Origin of the sequence: Wolbachia endosymbiont (group B) of Melanargia galathea (genome assembly GCF_964030625.1) — a bacterium.
In the GTDB taxonomy this organism is placed as follows: domain Bacteria; phylum Pseudomonadota; class Alphaproteobacteria; order Rickettsiales; family Anaplasmataceae; genus Wolbachia.
Genome location: NZ_OZ034910.1, coordinates 692,264 through 713,582 on the forward strand (window position 1 = coordinate 692,264; position 21,319 = coordinate 713,582).

At 33.2% G+C, this 21,319-nt stretch carries 14 protein-coding genes; 9 read left to right on the plus strand and 5 right to left on the minus strand.

Annotation, left to right across the window (positions count from 1 at the left end):
• Positions 1-11: 11 nt before the first annotated feature.
• Positions 12-2,468 (plus strand): endopeptidase La, encoded by a 2,457-nt coding sequence (gene lon, locus AAHF52_RS03090; protein ID WP_264376916.1) that lies wholly within the window; start codon positions 12-14, stop codon positions 2,466-2,468.
• A 99-nt stretch (positions 2,469-2,567) separates the two neighbouring features.
• On the opposite strand, the gene AAHF52_RS03095 is transcribed toward lon, so the two are convergent.
• Positions 2,568-4,124 carry a penicillin-binding transpeptidase domain-containing protein gene (locus tag AAHF52_RS03095; RefSeq protein WP_264376915.1) on the minus strand — a complete coding sequence of 519 codons (1,557 nt, stop codon included), beginning with the start codon at positions 4,122-4,124 and terminating at the stop codon, positions 2,568-2,570.
• Positions 4,125-4,144: 20 nt separating this feature from the next.
• Positions 4,145-4,915 (minus strand): polysaccharide deacetylase family protein, encoded by a 771-nt coding sequence (locus AAHF52_RS03100; protein WP_264376914.1) that lies wholly within the window; start codon positions 4,913-4,915, stop codon positions 4,145-4,147.
• 120 nt (positions 4,916-5,035) lie between these two features.
• Between AAHF52_RS03100 and AAHF52_RS03105 the strand changes: the two genes are divergently transcribed.
• The 4 genes from AAHF52_RS03105 to AAHF52_RS03120 all read left to right on the plus strand — a co-directional run bounded on the left by AAHF52_RS03105 (position 5,036) and on the right by AAHF52_RS03120 (position 6,719).
• Positions 5,036-5,158 (plus strand): hypothetical protein, encoded by a 123-nt coding sequence (locus AAHF52_RS03105; RefSeq protein ID WP_264337643.1) that lies wholly within the window; start codon positions 5,036-5,038, stop codon positions 5,156-5,158.
• 84 nt (positions 5,159-5,242) lie between these two features.
• A complete protein-coding gene (locus tag AAHF52_RS03110; RefSeq protein ID WP_262986367.1) occupies positions 5,243-5,902 on the plus strand; it encodes a RadC family protein in 660 nt (219 codons plus the stop codon).
• A gap of 102 nt (positions 5,903-6,004) precedes the next feature.
• Positions 6,005-6,334, plus strand: coding sequence for a helix-turn-helix domain-containing protein (locus AAHF52_RS03115; protein ID WP_006012370.1), 330 nt, complete (start codon positions 6,005-6,007; stop codon positions 6,332-6,334).
• A gap of 22 nt (positions 6,335-6,356) precedes the next feature.
• Positions 6,357-6,719 (plus strand): helix-turn-helix domain-containing protein, encoded by a 363-nt coding sequence (locus tag AAHF52_RS03120; RefSeq protein WP_264685161.1) that lies wholly within the window; start codon positions 6,357-6,359, stop codon positions 6,717-6,719.
• Positions 6,720-6,899: 180 nt separating this feature from the next.
• On the opposite strand, the gene AAHF52_RS03125 is transcribed toward AAHF52_RS03120, so the two are convergent.
• Positions 6,900-7,973, minus strand: coding sequence for a hypothetical protein (locus AAHF52_RS03125; protein ID WP_342068413.1), 1,074 nt, complete (start codon positions 7,971-7,973; stop codon positions 6,900-6,902).
• A gap of 191 nt (positions 7,974-8,164) precedes the next feature.
• On the opposite strand from AAHF52_RS03125, the gene AAHF52_RS03130 reads away from it, so the two are divergent.
• The 4 genes from AAHF52_RS03130 to AAHF52_RS03145 all read left to right on the plus strand — a co-directional run bounded on the left by AAHF52_RS03130 (position 8,165) and on the right by AAHF52_RS03145 (position 14,394).
• Complete coding sequence (locus AAHF52_RS03130) at positions 8,165-9,088, plus strand: hypothetical protein (RefSeq protein ID WP_214303463.1); 924 nt, start codon at positions 8,165-8,167, stop codon at positions 9,086-9,088.
• Between the two features lie 51 nt (positions 9,089-9,139).
• On the plus strand, positions 9,140-9,472 hold the full coding sequence (locus AAHF52_RS03135) for a helix-turn-helix domain-containing protein (RefSeq protein WP_214303408.1): 333 nt from the start codon (positions 9,140-9,142) through the stop codon (positions 9,470-9,472).
• A 34-nt stretch (positions 9,473-9,506) separates the two neighbouring features.
• Positions 9,507-9,878 carry a helix-turn-helix domain-containing protein gene (locus AAHF52_RS03140; RefSeq protein ID WP_214303407.1) on the plus strand — a complete coding sequence of 124 codons (372 nt, stop codon included), beginning with the start codon at positions 9,507-9,509 and terminating at the stop codon, positions 9,876-9,878.
• A gap of 592 nt (positions 9,879-10,470) precedes the next feature.
• Positions 10,471-14,394, plus strand: a complete 3,924-nt coding sequence (locus tag AAHF52_RS03145) for an ankyrin repeat domain-containing protein (RefSeq protein ID WP_342068414.1) — start codon at positions 10,471-10,473, stop codon at positions 14,392-14,394.
• Between the two features lie 86 nt (positions 14,395-14,480).
• Here AAHF52_RS03145 and AAHF52_RS03150 read toward each other — a convergent pair whose 3' ends face one another.
• Positions 14,481-20,675, minus strand: coding sequence for a neuraminidase-like domain-containing protein (locus AAHF52_RS03150; protein WP_342068415.1), 6,195 nt, complete (start codon positions 20,673-20,675; stop codon positions 14,481-14,483).
• Positions 20,676-20,685: 10 nt separating this feature from the next.
• Positions 20,686-21,042, minus strand: coding sequence for a hypothetical protein (locus AAHF52_RS03155; protein WP_341816208.1), 357 nt, complete (start codon positions 21,040-21,042; stop codon positions 20,686-20,688).
• Positions 21,043-21,319 lie beyond the last annotated feature (277 nt).

The window sequence follows — 21,319 nt, forward strand, 5'->3', positions numbered from 1 at the left end:
AGGCATATATTATGAGTATTGGACGTGCTGTAAACTTTAATTCTACTGTATTACCAGTATTACCTCTAAGAGATGTAGTAATTTTTCCAAATATAATGTTGCCTTTATTCGTAGGTAGAGAAAAATCTGTTCATGCACTAGAGTATGCAATAAGTAGCAGTAGTCACCAAAACGAGATTTTTCTCATAGCACAAAAAGATGGTTCTATTGATAATCCAGAGCCAGAGAATCTTTATGAAGTAGGTGTGTTAGCAAACATTATACAACCATTAATAAAACTGCCTGACAATGCAGTAAAAGTCATGATTCATGGGGTAAGAAGGGGAAGAGTTATAGAATATATTAGCTCTCACACTTTGTTAGAGGCCAGAGTAGCGTTAGATGGTCATTATGAGTATGGAGAAAATGAAGATAATATTGATTTAGAAGCTTTAAGGCGTTCTGTTATAGATGCATTTGACAATTGGTGTAAACTAAGCAAGAAAAGTCGGCCCGAGATTATTATTGACCCCATTGATCAAGTTAAAGAGGTTAATCAAATTGTAGATATGATAGCTTCGTACTTAAATATAAAGGTATCAGACAAGCAAAACATACTTGAAGTTTATAACCCAAAAGAGCGTTTAAAAAAAGTTTTTGCTCTTATTGAGAGAGAAATAAGTATTTTGAGTGCACAAAACCGCTTGTATAAGACAATTAAATCACAGGTTGAAAGTACTCAAAAAGTTTACTACCTTAATGAGCAATTAAAAGCTATACAGAAAGAATTAGGTGAGTTTGAAAATGGAGATGAAGGGAATATACTCAATGAATTTGAAAAAAAGATAAATGAAACAAAGCTTTCTGAGGAAGCAAAAGAGAAAGCCATAACTGACTTAAAGAGATATAAGAAAATGAATCCCATTTCTCCTGAAGCAACAGTTATATCTAGTTACTTGCATTGGTTGCTTGATTTGCCATGGGGAAAGTACAAAGATGCAAAAATTAACTTAAATGCGGCTAAAAAAATCTTAGATGAAAATCATTATGGCATAGAGAAAGTAAAAGATAGAATAATAGAATTTTTAGCAGTATTAAAGAGAGTAAAAGAGATAAAGGGTCCTATACTTTGCTTAGTTGGACCACCTGGTGTTGGTAAAACTTCTTTAGCTAAGTCTATGGCAAAAGCAGTAGGAAGAGATTTTGTTCGCATATCTCTTGGTGGTATACGTGATGAGTCTGAAATACGAGGACACAGGAAAACTTATATTGGCTCAATGCCTGGTAAAATCATTCAACACATGAAAAAAGCTAATTCATGCAACCCGCTTTTCCTGCTTGATGAAATAGATAAGATGGGTTCTGATTCGCGTGGTGATCCTGCATCTGCATTACTTGAGGTTTTGGATACTGAGCACAATAAACATTTTACAGATCATTACTTGGAAGTTGAGTTTGATCTTTCAAGTGTAATGTTTGTAGCCACAGCAAATAGCTTAAATTTACCGCATCCTTTGCGTGATAGGATGGAAATTATACAATTATCTGGGTATACCGAAGACGAGAAGATCAGTATTGCTACACATCACCTTATTCCAAAATTAAAAAAAGAGCATGGTTTGCATCAGAAGGAGTGGGAAATAACCAATGAAGCATTATACGAGTTGATACGTTTATATACACGTGAAAGCGGCGTGCGAAGCATGGAAAGGGAACTTGCAAAACTCATGAGAAAGGCAGTTAAAGCAATATTAACTGATAAAAATAAGAAAATATCCGTAGAGACTGGTAATTTACAAGATTATCTAGGGGTACGTAAGTATACCTTTGGCATTGCAGAAAATGAGAGTTTGGTAGGGATAGTAACTGGTCTTGCCTATACTGAAACAGGTGGTGATATTTTAATGATAGAGTCAGTCCTAATTCCGGGCAAGGGGGAAATAAAATACACAGGAAAGCTTGGAGAGGTTATGCAAGAGTCTATAAAAGCTGCGTATAGTTATGTGCGATCAAATTGTTTATTTTTCGGTATAAAACCCGAAAAATTTCAAAATAATGATATACATTTGCATGTACCTGAGGGTGCTGTGCCAAAAGATGGTCCCTCTGCTGGCAGTGCAGTATGTACATCTATTGTTTCTCTTATGACAAATATACCAGTTAACAAAAGTGTTGCTATGACAGGTGAAGTAACATTGCGTGGTAGAGTGTTGGCTATTGGGGGTTTGAGAGAAAAATTGCTTGCTGCGCTAAGAGGATCAATCAAAACTGTGATTATACCAAGTGAAAATGAGAAAGATATGCAAGAGATTCCTGCAAATATAAAAGAAGAAATCAATGTAATTTTTGCTGAGAATATTGATGAAGTTATAAAAGTTGCTTTGATGCACCCTATTACTTCAATTGATGATAATAACGAAATTAGTGTGTCTAGCTCCATAGAAAATAAGGATAATACCTTCCCTTCATCAGAAACATTAAAGCACTAAATTGAAAAGGTTTATGCAATTTTCGTTTCTTTTTTTTAACCTCAAAGCTCTGATTTGAATATATAAATTACAAGTAACATATATGGCAATTTCATAAGTTCATTTTTCAAGCATATATTGCAATATCTCACTAGCAATTGCAACATCTTGGCGTGGAGTTTTGCCGTGTTCTATAAACACTGAGATTGCATAGCGCGGATCATGGTAGGGGCCATAAGCGATAAACAATTTATGACTTTCACCTTTAGAGTTTATCTCTGGTGTTCCGGTTTTGCCAGCAATTTGTATACTGCCTAGTCCTTTTCTATAGTTAGAATTCACCACGTCAAACATAGCTTTTCGAACCACACTAAGATGCTCATGATTCACATCAATATCAAGAAAGTCTTGCCCTGATTTACTCATCTCAATGTGGGGAATTACCTCCTTTCCTGTTGCAACCCTCGCTGCAAGAACCGCAAGCTGTAATGGCGTTGTAAGTAAATACCCTTGTCCTATAACTAAGTTAATGGTATCACCTAAATACCACTCTGAATATAGCTTGCGTGCACGCCAATCCACATCAGGCAACAATCCCGGAGCTTCTTCCTTAAACATTCCAATTAATGGTCCACTTCCTATACCAAATTTGCTAGCCATTTCTAGTAGAGAATCTACATTTATTTTTTTTCCTATATTATAAAAGTAAGTGTTGCATGAGAAGGCCATTGCCTCGTTTAAAGATACATATCCATGGACTTTGCTTTTTAGGCAACGAAATTTTCGTTCACCTATTTTCATATAGCCCCTACACGAGAACTTTTCTTCTGGTGTTATTATTCCATCTTTTAAACCCGCAAGCGCATCTATTATTTTAAATATTGAACCAGGTGGAATTTGATATGATAATGCACGGTTTACAAGCGGTAATGAAGGATTGTTTAAATTTTTCCAAGTTTCATTTGATAATCTGCTAGTGAAAAGATTATTATCGTAAGAAGGTGAATTATATAATGCTAAAATTTCTCCGTTATTTACATCAATTACCACTGTGGAACCTTGGTGGTCTTTAAATATCTCTGCAATTTTCTTCTGTAAATCAACATCAATTGTCAGCTGTATATCTTGTCCGTCTTGCTGCGGTATGCTAGATAACTCTCTCATGATACGCTTCTTAGAATTTATTTCCTGCTCAGATTTTCCGGTCTTGCCTTTTAATACATGATCATATGTATATTCAATTCCACTAACCCCTGCTTCATTTATGTCTTGCTGTCTTTTTGTATATCCGATTATATGAGAACATATCGAACCAAACGGGTAATAACGTTTATAAAGAGCAGTTACTTTTGTATCTGATGATTTTGTTGCATCAGGTTTAATTTCTGATAACATCTGGAAATCAACTTCCCTAGTAAAGGTTTTTTGCCCATCAAACAAAACAATATACGAAATTTTGTTTACTGCAAGTTCAACGCTATTCCTATCCAAAATCCTGCCTCGTTTAGGCACAATAGTAACAACTTTTATCCTATTATTATTGGATAGCACTTCATATTTTTGTCTATCTCGTACTTGTAAAGTATACAACCTACAACTAAAAATAGCAGAAATAGTAAGCTGAATACCACCTAATATGAATAACCTACGGTTGAAGACCTTGTTTTTTGTCCACATAGAATTCCTTTAGAACGCACTCATCCTCCTTTTATTGGCACATTTCTAGCTTTCACTACATCACAAACCCTTTCTTCCCACTCACTTAAGGTAACAAGTTTGTAACCCGATTTTTTTAGTATTTCAATAATCTGAGGTAAAGCTTCAACTGTATTTGATTTGTTATCGTGATCATGGAACAATATAATCGCTCCATTATGTACATTGCTTAAAACTCTTTCAACCAAAATCTCTGATTTATCACCTTGCCAATCCAGAGAATCAACTGTCCATAGTATGGAACACATATTTAATCGATTAGTATTTTCGATCAAATTATCATTGTGACATCCATATGGTGGACGAAACCATTTTACACTCTGTTCTGTTACATTTTTAATTGCTATATTTGTCTTTTCCAGTTCTTGCAATTGCTCCTCACTTGAAAGTGATGTCAACTTCCTATGCGACCAAGAGTGATTGCCTAACTCATGACCTGCTTCATGGATTTTCTTTACTATCTCATATGTTTTTTTATTTATACGTCCACCAAGCACAAAAAATGTCGCTTTTGTTTTATTGCTCTCCAGAATATTAATAATATCTCCCGCTCTATTATAAGACGGTCCATCATCAAACGTAAGTGCAACAAACTTATCTTTGTTATTCAATAATTTCTTTATATTACTTAAATTTCTATATGATAGATCCAAATCACAACTGAGCCCACGATATGGTAAGTTAAAGTTACAATCACTACAGAAAACTGCGCTTGAATATAGCAAAAGAAAAGCGATTATTCTTATAAACATATATAATCAGCAAAGTGATAGAGTACTACACTTTTTTGCTAAATTAAACCACTTTTAACAGCTACTGTTTACTTCGTTACTTTGTCAATATATTATATTAATAACTTTATATAATATAGTATGATTGCAAATATAAATACCGTTGCTCTTCAGGGAACCAGCACAGTAAATGTTAATGCACAAATTCACATGGCAAATGGTATTCCAGCTTTTAAAGCAACAAGGACAACATTGCAAATTTAGAGTTCAAAAGGGTTATTCCTCGAGAACTACTGCGTCAGAAAGCTGGCGTTGAATTTGTATATAATGTTGACCTTGGAGGTTTTTATGAATAATAGTGAGAGAAAAGAAAAATTGGAAACTCGTATTCTATCAAGCAGAGGCAGGTCTTTATTGGATCACGAGCTACTAGAACGTACTCTGTCTGGATATGCAGAAGGAAGAGAAGTGGCAAAAAGGCTAATTGAGCTCTTTAGTAGTTTAGGAAGGGTAATTAATGCTGATTTTCATGAGCTAAAAAACGTTACAGGAATGAATGATGGAGCAATAGCAAATATCTTTTGTCTGAAAGAGATTTTTGATAGGATATTGAAAGGTAAGTTAAAAAAGCTGTCGATTCTTGATAATAGAGAAGAGCTATTAAAATACTTTAAAGCAGCAATAGGGCAGTCACGAAAGGAAAGCTTACGAGTGGTATACTTAGATCGAAGTGGTCATTTAATATATGAGTATATTCAAGATTGTGGAACTATAGACAGAGTACCTCTATATGTGAGGGAAATAATAAAACAGGGATTACTGATTGATGCAGCATCTGTTGCAATTTCACATAATCATCCAAGTGGAGATATAGAACCATCAAAAGAGGATGAGGATAACACACTTACATTAGCTGCAACCTGCGAAAATGTAGGAATGAAATTGATAGACCATATAATCGTAACACAGAAGAGCCACTTTAGTTTTTATGATAGTGGTTTATTGTAATCTGTAGACCGGAAGGAAAGTTCTCCAACTTTCCTTCTTTTTTTCACTTCATAAATTAAAAAATTCAATATAAGCTTGAACAGCTAAAATTAGTAATGAAAGGTGGAATTAGGCAAAAAAATAAAGGAACTTAGGTTATACTGTGGCTTGACACAAACTGAATTAGGAAAAAGAATAGGTGTTTCATATAGACAGATACAAAGGTACGAAAATGGTTCAAATTGTATTTTAGCCAGTAGACTGTATGACTTAGCAAAAGCCCTATCGATTAATGTTGCTGATTTTTTTACTGATATGCACGCCGACTCACATGAAAGTTACGATGAAGAAATACTAAAACTAGTCAAAGGATATAACGAAATTAAGAGCAAAAGGTTACGTAGTGTAGTTTATATATTGGTAAAATCTTTTTCTCAAAGTGATAATACATAGCTAATATTACCTGATATGTAAAATGACCATACAACATCCTATCGATAAGCAAATAGCTGAAAGAATAAGAAAAAGAAGGCTAATATGTGGTTTTAGCCAAAGGGACTTAGGAAAAAAGCTTGGAATTTCATTTCAGCATATACAAGGATATGAAACTGGAGAGATAAGGCTTGTAGTTGATAGATTGTACAATTTGGCAGAAGCTTTGTACGTTGATATGTCATATTTTTTTACCAAAGCCTCTGAAGACTTGCATGATAAGGCCTTCCGTAGCGATGTGGGCAGCGAAGAAATATCAAGATTAGTAAGAGAATATAGAAAAATTAAAGATGAAACATTGCGTGATATTGTGCATTTAGTGATAAAGGCTATTGCTAACAAATAGTACAAATTTTAAAGTTCAGGTATTTTTTATAATATAAAACACTTCTACAAGCAATACTAATTAAAGTAAATTATTTATGGTAAATTGGATTAAGTTTTAAAAACCACTTTACTTTGTAATAGTTAACCATTTATTTCTGATATACAAGTAGCTATGTGAAACATAGCCACTTGTCTCCAATCAAGAACGTCCTACGGATGTCGTTTTGTTGTCTTTTAATTTATTCACCCAAGAAAAGGTCTCACTACTTTTAGAATTTTGGTCACCCCACCTTCCACACCTAGTAAAACTGCCTCTTTCTACTGCTTCTTTAATAGACATTCCACCAAATAAACACCCCTGTCCTATGATTTCTCCTATTTTTTGCAACTCATTCCACATTTCTTCATCTTCTACCTCAATTTGTACTTGATGATAGTCTTCTGTGTCATGATATACCATTAAATTTAGTTCTCCTAGGCTAGTGCAAAGTGTTACTGTAAAAGCGCTGTTATCGGATATATCCATGTAATTTCTTTTGCCGTCCTTCCCAGTTTTTACTTCAACTTCACCGTCACCTATTTTTATAATATTGCCACCGAGATTTAAATCTCCTTTGCTTAGACCCAAATTTTTTGCACCTTCTACAACTTTTGCAACATCAACTATGCAGCTATGCGAAAATTCCATATAGAAGGTCTTATTATCGATTTCTACATTTTCAACAGTTCCTTCTATAGTAGCGTTCTCTCCAACTTCCCTGAGTTTTTTGAGCCTACTATATATTTGTGGCTCAATTTCTTTTTGCACTTTTTCAGTTATGTTCTTATCAACTTGTACATTAAAATCTGCTCCATTTAAGGCTAACTTTCTGATTATATCCTCTTGTTTATTTCCTTTGAATTCATCACGATACATCTTAAACATTGTAACGTTAGCAAAGCTAAAGCCATCCTCATTGGCAGCATTTATTCTTATTCCTAAATCCAAAACTTCATCGACAATTTTACTTAATTTGTCTATATTTTCAGCTGCAATAGCTTTTTCCAATAATTCATTTAGTTTCATATTTTCATATTCACTTAGCCTTATCTTGCATAAAGCTGATCGAAATGGATTGAGCTCCTCAGGATATGTTAAGATAGGCAATTTACTGATCTTTTTATTTGCTGTTGGAGCAGCTTTTATAAAATTAGGTAATAACCCTTCTTTTGCTATTCGCTCTACTGCTTTTAACATTTTACTAGACAATTTTTTACCATTTATTTTTTTCATTGTAACCCTCACTTAATCTTATTAACTATATCGTGATAAGTATTATTTAATTGTTAATATTATACGACTTATTGATTTATTCTATATTATAATAACAAGTTTTACGGGTACTTACACTAGAAAAACACATCTTGTAAAAATTATTTCAGTTTCAACAAAAATGGGCTATTGTGATTGTAAAGTTGAAAGAAATGGATCTCCTGTCTTACTCCACTGAAAAGTTGAAGAAGCATTGTCAGCTACTTGATAATGAAGAAAAAATAATTCTATATGAGCAGCTTCTAGATAAGGCTAAAGATATACTTGAAAATTCAAGAGATAATGTTTCTGAACTGAAAAAGATCAGTAAAGCTGCTGTGGCAATAGAGGAAACTACCGATAAAGAGTTGTTAGAAAAGTTTAATGATGATCACCCGCTAAGAGAAGTGGATATTTTAATCTACTCTCCTCAAGGAAATACTGAATATCTATTCAGTATAGATAACTCATCAGAGCTTTATGATTTAAAAGAAGATAAAGGAAAAGCTCTTTATAATGCTGTAAAATCAAATGATGTTGAGCTTGTAAAAAAGCTGCTAATGATCCTTCTACCTCAAGAAGTAGGTAATTTTGATGTAGAATACTTGGAAGAATTAAAAATATTGCTGTCAGGAATTCACAAAGAATTACAATTATCACAAGATATGAAAAATTATCTTGAGAAGACGATAAAGTTCTATAGTTTTTTATGTAGTAATTTTAGCTTATTAGTTGCAAATCCCACTGATGTAAAAGCCATGATTGATCTATTTGCTGCTCAACCAAATGTTGATTACCAAATAGATAAGCTTCTACTTTCTTTTATTGTGAGAGATGTAGAGGAAGAAAAGCTAAGTTCTAAAATCAGTCACATGATAGAACTTCTTGAGCAGCATGAAAGATTTGCTGAGCTTGAATATAAGGTTAGAAGGTTAAGATCAGAGTTTGCAAGTGGTAAAAGCAGATATTCGGCTGAAGTAATACGAAATAGCATTGCAGAACGAGAAAAAGAGATGAGGGAAATTGAGAAAAAACATATAAGGCCAAGCAATTTAATTAACGAGAGACAGAAATTGTTAAAGCAATTACTTTGCTAATTTTTTTCCACTTCATAAAATTTGTTGTAAATTGAGTAGTTAAAATTAGTAATGGAATTAGGCAAAAAAATAAAGGAACTTAGGTTATACTGTGGTTTAACACAAACTGAGTTAGGAAAAAGAATAGGTGTTTCATATAGACAGATACAAAGGTACGAAAATAGTTCAAATTGCATTTTAGCTAGTAGATTATACGACTTAGCAAAAGCTCTATCGATTGATATTGCTGACTTTTTTACTGATGTGCATGCCAGCTCACATGAAGCTTACGATGAAGAGGTGTTAAAGCTAGTCAAAGGATATAACGAAATTAAGAGCAAAAGGTTGCGTAGTGTAGTTTATACGTTAGTCAAATCTTTTTCTCAAGGTTACAATGAGAGTTAGTATTGCTTTGATATATAAGTTAAGATATTAACAAATGATTGTGCAAGCTGAACAACATCCTATCGATAAACAAATAGGTGAAAGAATAAGGAAAAGAAGGCTAATGTGTGGTTTTAGTCAAAGAGACTTAGGAAAAAAGCTTGAAATTTCATTTCAGCATGTACAAGGATATGAAAGCGGAGAGATTAGGCTTGTAGTTGATAGATTGTATAATTTGGCAGAAGTTTTGTCTGTTGATATGTCATATTTTTTTACCAAAGCCTCTGAAGACTTACATGATAAGGCCTTTCGTAGCAATGTAGGTAGCGAAGAAATATCACGATTAGTAAGAGAATATAGAAAAATTCAAGATGAAACTTTGCGTGACATTGTTCATTTAGTGATTAAAGCTCTTGTGAATAAATAATATGGACTGACATATGCATTAGAAACTAGTAGATGATGTATATAAATATGAGAAATGTGTACTCAAGAAATATAAGTAGAAAACAATTCTTGAGAGTAATAGAAAAAATAAGACCAGGAAAATTTATGAAGTATTTTGTGGGGTATCTCCAAAGTCGATATTATTGAACCCAAGGATTTTTCAGGGTATACATTACTATTTTTAAATATGGGATAAAAAGAATGAAGAAAAACCAAGTTTGCTGAAACAAGTCTTCAAAAAAATTAGTTGGCGAGAGCAATAGTCAGAAACAAGTTTCAAATGTTCAAAGTGTTAAAAATGCAGATAATGCTGAAGAAAAGCTCTATTATGCTGGTAAAAAATCTCAGATTTATATTGCAGTAGATACAGAAGACATGCAATTTATGTGACAACAGCAGAAGCAACTAGTGCTGTAAAATATGTCTATGGTCTGATCTAAATTGCTATATGGGAAAAATATTTTTAATTTTGAAAAAAAAGTCATGACAAATTAAAAATATTATTATACCTTAAGTAATATTTATACTAAAATTAAGTTTAGTTTTTGTAAAATTTCAAAAGGGAAGTTCTTATGAGTAAGAATAATGATTTAATGGTTGCTGCAGCTGAAGGCAATCTTAGTAAAATTATAGAGCTTATAAATCAGGGAGCTGATGTTAATGCTAAAGATAGAGGTCTTGCCCCTCTGCATTTTGCTGCTACATATGGCCAATTAAATGCAGTAGAAAAGCTGATAGAGGAGGGAGCTGATGTTAATGTTAAGGATGCTTTGAATTTGACTCCTCTCTTTTATGCTATTAACTATTACAAGGACAAATTAAATTTAATAGAAAAGCTAATAAAGAAGGGAGCTGATGTTAATGCTAAAAGTAATATTAGACGTACTCCTCTGCACGAAGCTGCTAGAAAAGGTTGCTTAGATATAGTAAAAACTCTTATAGAGAATGGGGCTGATGTTAATGCTCAAAGTAGTATTGGGAATACTCCTCTGTACGAAGCTGCTAAAGAAGGTTACTTAGATATAGTAAAAAATCTTATAGAGAATGGGGCTGATGTTAATGCTAAAGCGAAGAATGGCAAGAAACCGCTAGATATTGCTATTGATGGCAAACGTAATGATGTTGTGGAACATCTAAAGCAAGTACAATTAGATTTAAATAAGGGGTTGTTGAATGCTGTGTTAGCAAACAATATCAATAAAGTTGAAAACAGCATCACACGAGGTTTAATAAAGCATTTCATTAAAAAAGGTGTTGATGTTAACGCGAAGGACAATGAGGGAAAGAGTTCTTCCCCTTTTGTTTCTTTAAACATGACAAGTATAGTAAAAAGTTTTATAGAAGAAAGAAGTTCTGATATTGATGATATATGTAATGGTGGAACTCCTTTACACGCTGCTGCTTACTCAGGTAAGATACGTATAGTAAAACGTCTCATAGAAGAAGGAGCTAACATTAACGCTAAAGGTCTTAAGGGATTGACTCCTCTGCATACTGCTGTTTGCTCAGGTAGATTAAATATAGTAACGTATCTCGTAGAGAAAGGGGCTAACATTGACGCTAAAGCTGATGATGGAGTTACTACTTTGTTTGTGGCTGCTCTAATGGGAAAATTGTCTGTAATGAGATATCTCATAAGAAAAGGAGTTGATATCAATGCTAAAGATGAGCTTGGTAACTCTACTTTTAAATATTTTCTTTTTTTGAGTGAATTAGGTGTAGTGAAATGTTTAGTGGAAGAAGGGGGTGCTAATCTAAAAACTGATTGTCCTGAATATACTCCTTTACACGATTCTGCTCTTAAAGGAGATTTAAATGCAGTAAAACATCTAGTAGAAAAAGGAGCCAATGTTAATGCTAATATTAATGACCTGGGTAACACGCCTCTCCATTATGCTGCTTTTAAAGGGAGCCTAGATGTAGTAAAATATCTCATAGAAAAAGGGGCTGATGTTAATGGTCAATGTGCTTATGGTAAATGCAGTTCTTTGGACTATGCTTCTCAGGCAAGCAATATAGATGTAGTAAAGTATCTCATCGAGAAAGGGGCTATTGTTAATAGTGAATGTTATCTTGGACCTTCTTTACATAGTGCTATTCTAGGGGGCAGCCTAGATATAGTAAAGCATCTCACAGAAAAAGGGGCTGATGTTAGTGCCAAAGACAAAAATGGATATAGCCCCTTGCATAGGGCTGCTGATAAGGGGAAATTGGATATAGTAAAGTATCTTATAGAGAGAAGGGCTGATATCAATGCCGAAGATAATGATAGGTATACCCCCTTGCATAGAGCTGCTAGTAAGGGCAAATTAGACATAGTAAAGTATCTTGTAGAAAAAGGCGCTAATATTAGTGTCGGGAATAATGATGAATATACCCCTCTATGTAATGCTGCTCTTGAAGATAGCTTAGATAGAGTAAAGTCTCTTATAGCTAAAGGCGCTGACGTTAATGCTAAGCGTGATGGTAGTAGCGCTCCTTTACACTATGCTGCTTTTCGTAGTAATTTGGATATAGTAAAGTATCTTGTAGAAAAAGGGGCTGATGTTAATGCTAGCAATGATGGTGGGTACACTGCCTTGAATTACGCTGCTTTTCGGGGCGATTTATATATGGTGGAATACCTTATAGAAAAAAAAGCTGATATTAGTCCTACGTATGATGATGAACATGATAATTTGCACACAGCTATTATACTTGGTGACTTAGATGAAGTAAAACGTTTAATAGAGAAAGGTGCTAACGTTAATGCTAAAGATAATAATGGATCTACTCCCTTACATGTAGCTGTTTATTCGTTTCCTTGGAATATGTCAATTACTTTGGGTATGGTAGAGTATCTCATAGAAAAAGGGGCCAATGTTAATGCTAAAGATAATAATGAATCTACCCCTCTGCACGATGCTGTTAACCGGGCTAGCTTGGATATAATAAAGTTTCTTATACAAAAAAACGCTAATGTTAATGCTAAAGATAATAATGGATGTACTCCCTTGTATAGTGCTGCCTATCGCGGCACCCTAGATGTAGTAAAGTATCTCATAGAAAAAGGAGCTGATGTTAGTATTAAAGATAATGATGGACATACTCTCTTACACGGTGCTGCTCATAGTGATGTACTAGATTTAGTACAGTACCTTATAGAAAAAAAACAATTTGATGTTAATGCTCAAGATAATTATCGCAAAGTACCATTACATTACGCTGCTGAAAATAATCTTGATTCAAAAGTAGTTGAATTCCTTCTGAGCAAGGGCGTCTCGGTTGACGTTAAGGATAATAGTGAGTGGACACCTCTACACTATTCCGCTAAGAATGATAGATTGAGCGTATCTAGATTACTCATAGAGAAGAGCGCTAATGTTAATTCTAAAAACAACCAGGGTTTTACACCTTTGCATATAGCTGCTCGAGAGGGTAGTTCAGCTGTGGCTAAAGTTCTTGTAGATACTCCAGATATCGATATCTATGCTAAATCTAATAATGACGGCAACATGCCAATACATGTTGCTGCTGAAAATGGCAAGTTAGAGATAGTGAAAATCTTTGTGGATAAAAAGCCTGATATTGCTAATGCTAAAAATAATTATGGCAATACAGTCTTACATGTAGCTGCTAATAACTGTCACTTGAACGTAGTAAAGTACCTCGTAGATGAGAAAGGAGCTAATGTTAATGCTAAAAATGACAAAGGTAGAACGCCCTTGGATCTTGCTAAGAGACAAGAAAGTGAGGATTGTAAAAGTGTTATAGACTTTCTACAAGCAAAGAGCGCTAGTCGTAGACGTCGTGATGTTCAGCATTCACTTAGTTACCCTACTAAAGTTAAAAGCCCAACAAGCCATTTATCTAATTCTCTAAGTTCAAGAGATGCCCTACTTGTTGGCAACTCTTATAACGTTAAGATTGAAAAAACCCCGCAATTGGCTTATGGCTATAATAGTCAAAATAATGCATTAGCTCTTCATCCATCACAGGTTGACCTTAATAGTACAATATCACTACTGGATGTGATTGTAAGAAAATTTACTGGGCAAAAATATATTTCTACTAAAGTTGAAGGTCCTTCTGAACAGCAAATATTAGGTTATACATTAAGTATTAATCATGCATTTGAGAAAGCGGTGAAATACGCGGCAAGAGAGAGTCGTATACCAATACGCTTGTTGGATATTGATTTTTTAGAGGTGTACAAAGGAATTTATACTAAGGTTGCTAGCAATAAACTTAATGAGGTACCTGAGTTTTTAAGTTTGTATATAGAGAAAGCTTGCACTGGTGAGCAAGTAGCTAAATTAAATTCAAAAAAATGTAATCAATTTATGGTTGTCTTTAATAACAGGTTAAACATAGATTATTATAAGGATGCAGATGATACATTGCCAAGTTCTAGTCATACAGAACAGCAAAGAAGTTTTAACTTGCAGAGTAATAAGCCTAACAACTATCTGGAAGATGTTTCTGTTAATTCAACTCAAGTTAGGAAACTTATGTAAGGCAGGCAGCAATATAAAAAATTTAAGCTAGCTTTATTTTGAAGCCTACTGACTTCTTATGCGGAATAATCAGTAGGCTATTTTTTCTAACTCCAATTGATTTCTCCTGTGTAAGGAATAATAATTGTTATTTCGTCAATTGAGCTAGTACCAGCTGCTTTGAGCTTCCAATCGCTATCAAGCTTAATAGAAGATTTGTCTATATTGATCTTGTACGACTTTGGATCCCAATTACAGCTATTTACTGTTATTTTCATATTAGGAGCCTGTGGTGTAGGAAAAACATAAATGCTATCTCCAATTTCTGGGTTCTTAACATAAGTAGGAAAGATCTCAGCAGATGGTTTAAATGTTAATTCATCGTATTTTTGCTTAAATTTCTCCCAGGCATCAGGATAAGCTACACTGAGATTTAAAAGCAACATTTCAGATATGCATTTGAGTGTAGAAAGGTTCTGTACATCTTGTCTGAATCCTTTTCCTCCATCAAATGCTGTATAATCAACATGTATTATCACATCAGAGATAGTACTAACATTAAACCTATTAGTTCCTTGAGGAAGATTTAATTCCCAATCAGAAACCGCTCCTGTACCTTCAAAAGGCAAATAACGTTCATCGTTAAAGTTAAGTTCAAATAATCCACTATCTTGATCTCCTTTTGATATCGCTATTTGCTGGTTCGGTTTAAAATCTGTTCTTAGGACATTACTGTCTGGTTGATTAATACCTTTTTCCCCTAACAAGAACTTTATTGCATCAATATCATCTTTAAGTACTACCTTATTACTTGTTTGCTGCAAGCTGGCATGAATATTTTCATAAGGACCAACTACTGCAGGAACAGTAATTCTTATGTTCTTTATCTTACGACAATAATGACCAGGAAAGTCTAGATCAAACAATTTTTCTGTAAAACTAAACTTACAACTGCCTTTATTTTTGAGTTCATGAAGTGCCAAAGGATCCATTTGTTTTAAAGAAATTACTTTAGTGATTTCAAGAGCTCTTTTATTATCATTGTTATAGTTCTTTATCATTTCTTCAAGTTGAAACTTTAAGTTGTTTCCAGCAAGCAGTCCTTCTTTCATACTATTCCAAGAGTTAGCTGTGATATATGACTTATTATTGTTAAGTTCATATTGATAAGCTTTTTCTGCTTGCACAGCAACTTCCAATGCCATTTTATAAGCTTGAAAGTACACACGTGCTATCTGTCCCCTCATCCAATTATACAACTCCCGATTAGTAAACTTACTTCTAAAGAACTCTTCTTTTTCCTTAATTTGTTCTATTGATTTTTTATGGGCTTTAAGATCTTGTATAGCATTATCTTGATAAATTTTATTTGCTTCTATTTGATAGTTAATCTGCTCTGTATCGTAAGAAGCCATAGCCTTTTGCAACTCCCAATCTTCAGCACGTCTTCTGTAGTTCTCCGTAGTATAAGCTATTTGTGCTTTTTCATTTAAAATCATTGCTGCTGATTCAGCTATATTTGCTCCTACTTCGATAGCATTACCTGGTTGAAAAGCTCCTACGGCAAGACCGTAGACTGTAGGTATCAAGTGTGCAACAGCAGCAACTCCTCTGGTAACCGCAACCCCTGTTCTTACATCAATCGCTGTGCTAGAGAGTGCTATTGCTTCTTTTTCGCCAGCTGACAAATCATTGATAATTAGTCTTTCATAGTGTGATTGACGATTCTTAGCATTTAGTAGACTTTCATTCAGTCCATCTTTCTCCTTTTTTAAAGCTTCTATAATTTTTTCTTTAATTGATGTAATGAGATTAGCCATTATTCCTTCTTGTTTGTTGTAAAGGACAGCTAGTGTCTCAGTATCTTTTTTCTCAAGTGCACTTAATAACTCGTTACCAAATTGAATTACAGTTTCCACTATTGATTTAGCATAAGAAATCATGTAACTAAATCGGTAATGTGGTATAGACTGATCAGGTATTTTGATATTATTACCACTACTAGTTTCAGCAACTCTTTGATTGGGATCTATTGGTGAGTCAAACAAAGGTAATACTGAACTTTTTCCAGTCCTATCTAAACAATGTCTTATTTTATAAAGCTCGTCTTCAATTCTATTCCATAAGTCGATAAACTCTTTATTTGGAGGCGTGCAGAAATAATCATCATATTTTGTAATATTAATAATTTCATTAATGGATCGTCTTTTATAAGGTATTTGTATATTTTGAGCACTAGCTGGTAATTTTGCTTCCATTTGAGCTATACTTAAGCCTTTTAATTCTTTAAAGCTTTTAGCAATAGTTTCATGTTTACCATTTTTAATGGGTTTAGGTCCAAGTAAATCCCAAGCTCTAATATATATCATAGTAGCTTGATTTAATCCTTCCCATGATCCTTTAGCAAAGAGCATATTCCCCCAGTCAATTAGATTGTCTACATAAGAAATTATGATGTACTTTTTAAATGATTCTATATTTTGCTTTGCAATAATATATGGATCATATGGATCTATTTCTAACTCCGTTTTTGTCTGAGAGTCTTTTAAATAATCTATAATGTTTTTCCCTTGAATAAAAGGTAAAAACTGCCACGGCTGTTCGGTGTTATTAGGATCTAGAATATATTGATACCACTTCTGTGCTATAGAAAAATCTTGTTCTTGATTTAAATGCCAAGCAATCAGTGTTGGTATGTGATAGAATATTTCCCACAGGTAAATACCATAAGCACCATTAAAATCTAGAGTATTGCCTGGTGGATGACTCACTTTTGCGGTTGGCTCAAATCTGTTAAATTTAAGTTGTTCAAACTTTTGTGAATCTAAAGTTAAAACCCTCTTAGGATTACCTAAATAAGCTTTTTTACGTAATTCACGGACATTACCAGTAATATTTAATCTCACAAATGTAAATGAGACATCTTCTATTGGCATCTTTGGAGCCGGACTGTTATATTTACATTCTAATTTCTTTTGATCAATAATTTCATAGGTTGATTTTTCACTAATTCTACTCAAGTCATATGCCTTATTGGTAAACAATAGAAATGACTCATGGACGTTTTCACCTTTAAGATTTCCTTCAATAATGAACCATCCTGGTTTGTTCATTACTTGCTGAGCTAGAGAGATTTTAAAATCCCCAAGCAGTTTTGTTTCACCTGGAATAAAATTATTTTCATTATCACTATCAATTTGATTGGTAGCATTACTTTTAAAAATATTTTTGGTCAATCTCAGAAAAAGTTGATCTTTTTTATCCTTATCTATAGCACAGGAGTAGCGCTCTCCTTCTAAAGAAAAATCAGCAAATTTCCCATTCCTATTTTCGACAGTTAGATCCTCATCTAGGGTAAATAAATTGAAAGTTTTACCCTCTCTCATTTCACCCATTAAAATTATAATACGTCCCTCTTCTCGTTCTTTCTCTCTTAGATAAAAAGCTGCCACTTTTTTCCAGTGTAATTTATTTTTTTCCTCAGCTTTATCTATATCTATCTTAATACTACTTGCTAACTCATGTGGTGCTGACCAACTGCCACTTGGTTTCTGAAAGATATAATTGATTGTTGCATAAATTTTATCAGATAAATCATCTTGCTTGCCCTTTTCACTTTCTTTCTTCGTAACTTGTTGTAACCAAAAAATAAATAGTCTATTGAATGCATAAATTGGCGTTACAGTTTCTGCTGGAATTGCTGACTCAATTTTTTCCCAGGCAGTCCAATAGACAAATTTTTCGTTATCTTTATCGAAGACTGCTGTGCGGTAGTAATAGTTGTATGGCTGGGCAATTGTCCGTCCTATAATATACAGAGTATCTTTTTTTGCTCCAAAAATTTTATCCTCTACTTCTTCAAAATAACTATCTACTATTTTTAAAGTTGAAACTCCTTCGAAATCTTCAAAATACTTGAGGTATCCATTGCTTACTGCTTCATCTGTAATATTTCCTTGCATTAAGGTGTTTTGTAGTGTTTTATATTCTGGGCTTATTATCTTCTGTAAAGTAGGATTTAAATAATTTTCAGGATATAAGTTTATCTTACTGATTGCTTCCCATTCTCGATAACTCGATAGCCATTTCCATTTCTCCTCATTTAGCTCTTTATCAATAGTGACATCTTTTTCTAAGCCCATTATAGAGCGGTGAATATATAGTTGCACACTGTTTAGTGCTGCTTTTAAAGGTGATATCTTTGAGCAATCACTCATTTCAACATCTATCAATAAATGCGAATATAATTCTCGCATATCTTTAATCTTGAGTATGTGTACTAAATATCTTGCTAGAATATCACGTTTTTGCTCGGCTAAATATTTTTTCACTCTTTCTTTAACTTCGTCATTTCCTGATAATTCTAAGTTACCTAGAGTATCATTATATTTTCTCCAATCACTTTCATCCTTTACTTTTAAATTATATAAATCTCTTAATTCTAATAAAGCTACGTCATTAATTCCAGATTCGGTTACTACATCCATAACAAGCTTAATTTTTGTTAAAGATTCTATAGAGTTTTTTTCTTTAGTGAAATTTTCTTTAAATATTTCTATCTCCTTTATCTTTTTCAGCGTATTCCTGTTCCAGTTAGTGAGTGATTCTATCTTCTCTATAACTTCACTTTCTTTATAGTCTGTTCCACGTAACCAATCTGTATACTTTGAAAAGGTAATATCGTTATTAGAAAATTGATCTGTTAGAACCTTATAGCTTACGATAGTTTTAATCTGTTCTAATGACCAATTTGAAACTATCCCATAAAAGTCACCATGTTTTGTAATATTATTGACGTCTTCTGCTGATAATTTTAAGGCTTTAAATATAGCAATATTTTGTAGGAGTGGTTTTACTGGTACCTTAGATCCTTTATACTTTTTAGTAAATTCATAAATAGCATTGAATAGATCTGTTTGTACTTCTACATATTGAGATATTATGTTATAAAGAAGTTCTTCTCTTGAAAGCTCTGATGATTGAGATTGCCTTTCTATTTCTTCCTCTATTTTACTTACTTGTTCTTGAAAAGAAATAGGAGGATTGAGCAGATCATTTAGTTGTGCAATAGTGATTGAGTACTTTTTCAACCAGTCGTTTAATTCAATTACGTGTTCTATATTTGTAAAATTTAGTTCAGTAATTTGTAATTGTGATAAAAATTTAATAAGCTCCAATATTGGTATGCCTACTACTTTTGCTAATGAAACTTGCTTATATATTCTTAAAAACCTCAAGTTTCCGGAAGATTTAGACTTATCTTTAGTATCATTATAATTAACTAAATAGGATAACTCATTACCATCAACTTTTAAAATATCTTGTAATGTGCTGCTGATTTTGACATTAGCATCTATTATGTCCTGAAACTGTTGATAGTCTTTTTTTAACAGCTCTCGAAATTCTTCGGGAACTTTATTAGTAACAAAAAAATCAACTGAGGAATAACAAAGTTCGGATATTTTGTTCAAAGGTTGTTTTAATTTATTTTGCAGATTCTTAACTGCCGCTATTAACTTTATAGTATCAGCATTAATTTCATTTTTATCGATAATTAATAAAATTTGGCCTAACTCAGTAAATGACCAATCAAGTTGTACTGCCAGACGAATAAAACGGTGTAAAAATCCCAACGCATTATTATCAATATTATTGATAGTTTTATCTTTAATTGTTAGTTTTGCCGAATCAGCAAGTTTTTTAATTTTGTTATAACTATCAAGCAATAACTCTAATTCATCATAACTTATATTAGCTTTAGCAATAAATAAATCAACTTTTGCTAGTCCTTCTAAATTATCAACTCCATATACTTCTTTTAAATGAGATTCTGTTTTCTCTGTAGAAATGATTATTTGATAAGTTTCTGGTGAAAGATGTAAGGATTCTGCAGTTGTGTCAGCATCTTTTATTAGTATTTTGTACATCTCTGCTAAACTTATGTCATGCTCCTTAAGATAAGCACGTATACCAATTAAGGGAAAGTTAGCTGGTAAATTAAATGGATACTTAGCTGTTGCTAATTTTTGTAGTATGTTTCCTTTTGATTCTTTTTTGAGCTTCTCCTCCATTATCTGATTAGCAACTTCCAGATATAGTTTTTCCTTATTAGTATTATCACAGTCTAATTTAATATTCTCCAAATCAGGACGTCGTGAATTCAGTGTGTTGGGTTTAATGTATTTTTCAACAGTTTCCATAAGCTTAACGAAATAAGCTGCTGGGCTTAAAACTGACTGGCAGTCATCGCATTCAGAATAAACATTTTCTGTTCCAAATGTATTTTCAACTATTTTTGTCATATTGTTCTCCTTACAAATTTTGTATAATTTTTTTACACTGAGCTGCTGTATCATGGTCAATATTGTAGACACGTAATGCTCGGTAGTGTGGTTCGTTTATATCTCTTGCATTTTTAATATAATGGGAAACAAATTCTCTTCTGTTTAAGGCCCTTTGATAGATATCTTTTGCTTCTTCCACTGAAATTGTGTTTTTTACCTTATCAATAAAGGTATTCTCAGACAAATCCGTGATTTTAAATGCTGAGTCGTATTCTAACTCACCACCTTCATTTTTAAAGCTCAGTAGTTTATTAGCTATTTCTCCTTTGATTCCCATCTTCTCTAAGCGGATTTGAGAATCATTAGTTGTATTTTCATTTGTCATGTTTTTCCTCTCCATAGTTATTTAGGTTTTTTAAATAAAATTCATTGGTAAAGAAGAGTATTCTCTCCTGCTTAAGGCTTTTTGATAAACATCTCTAGCCTTGTGTTCTGTGATTGCACCTTTTTACCTGCATTACTTCTTTGACCTTACCAAGAAGAACTCCTTTCTCCACTTTTTCTGGTATGATCAGTAGTTCTGTCTACTACTTTCTGACTTATTGTTAAATCTCCATTCTTTATGTTCATTATAATATATTCTTTCAGTTTGACACACTTTC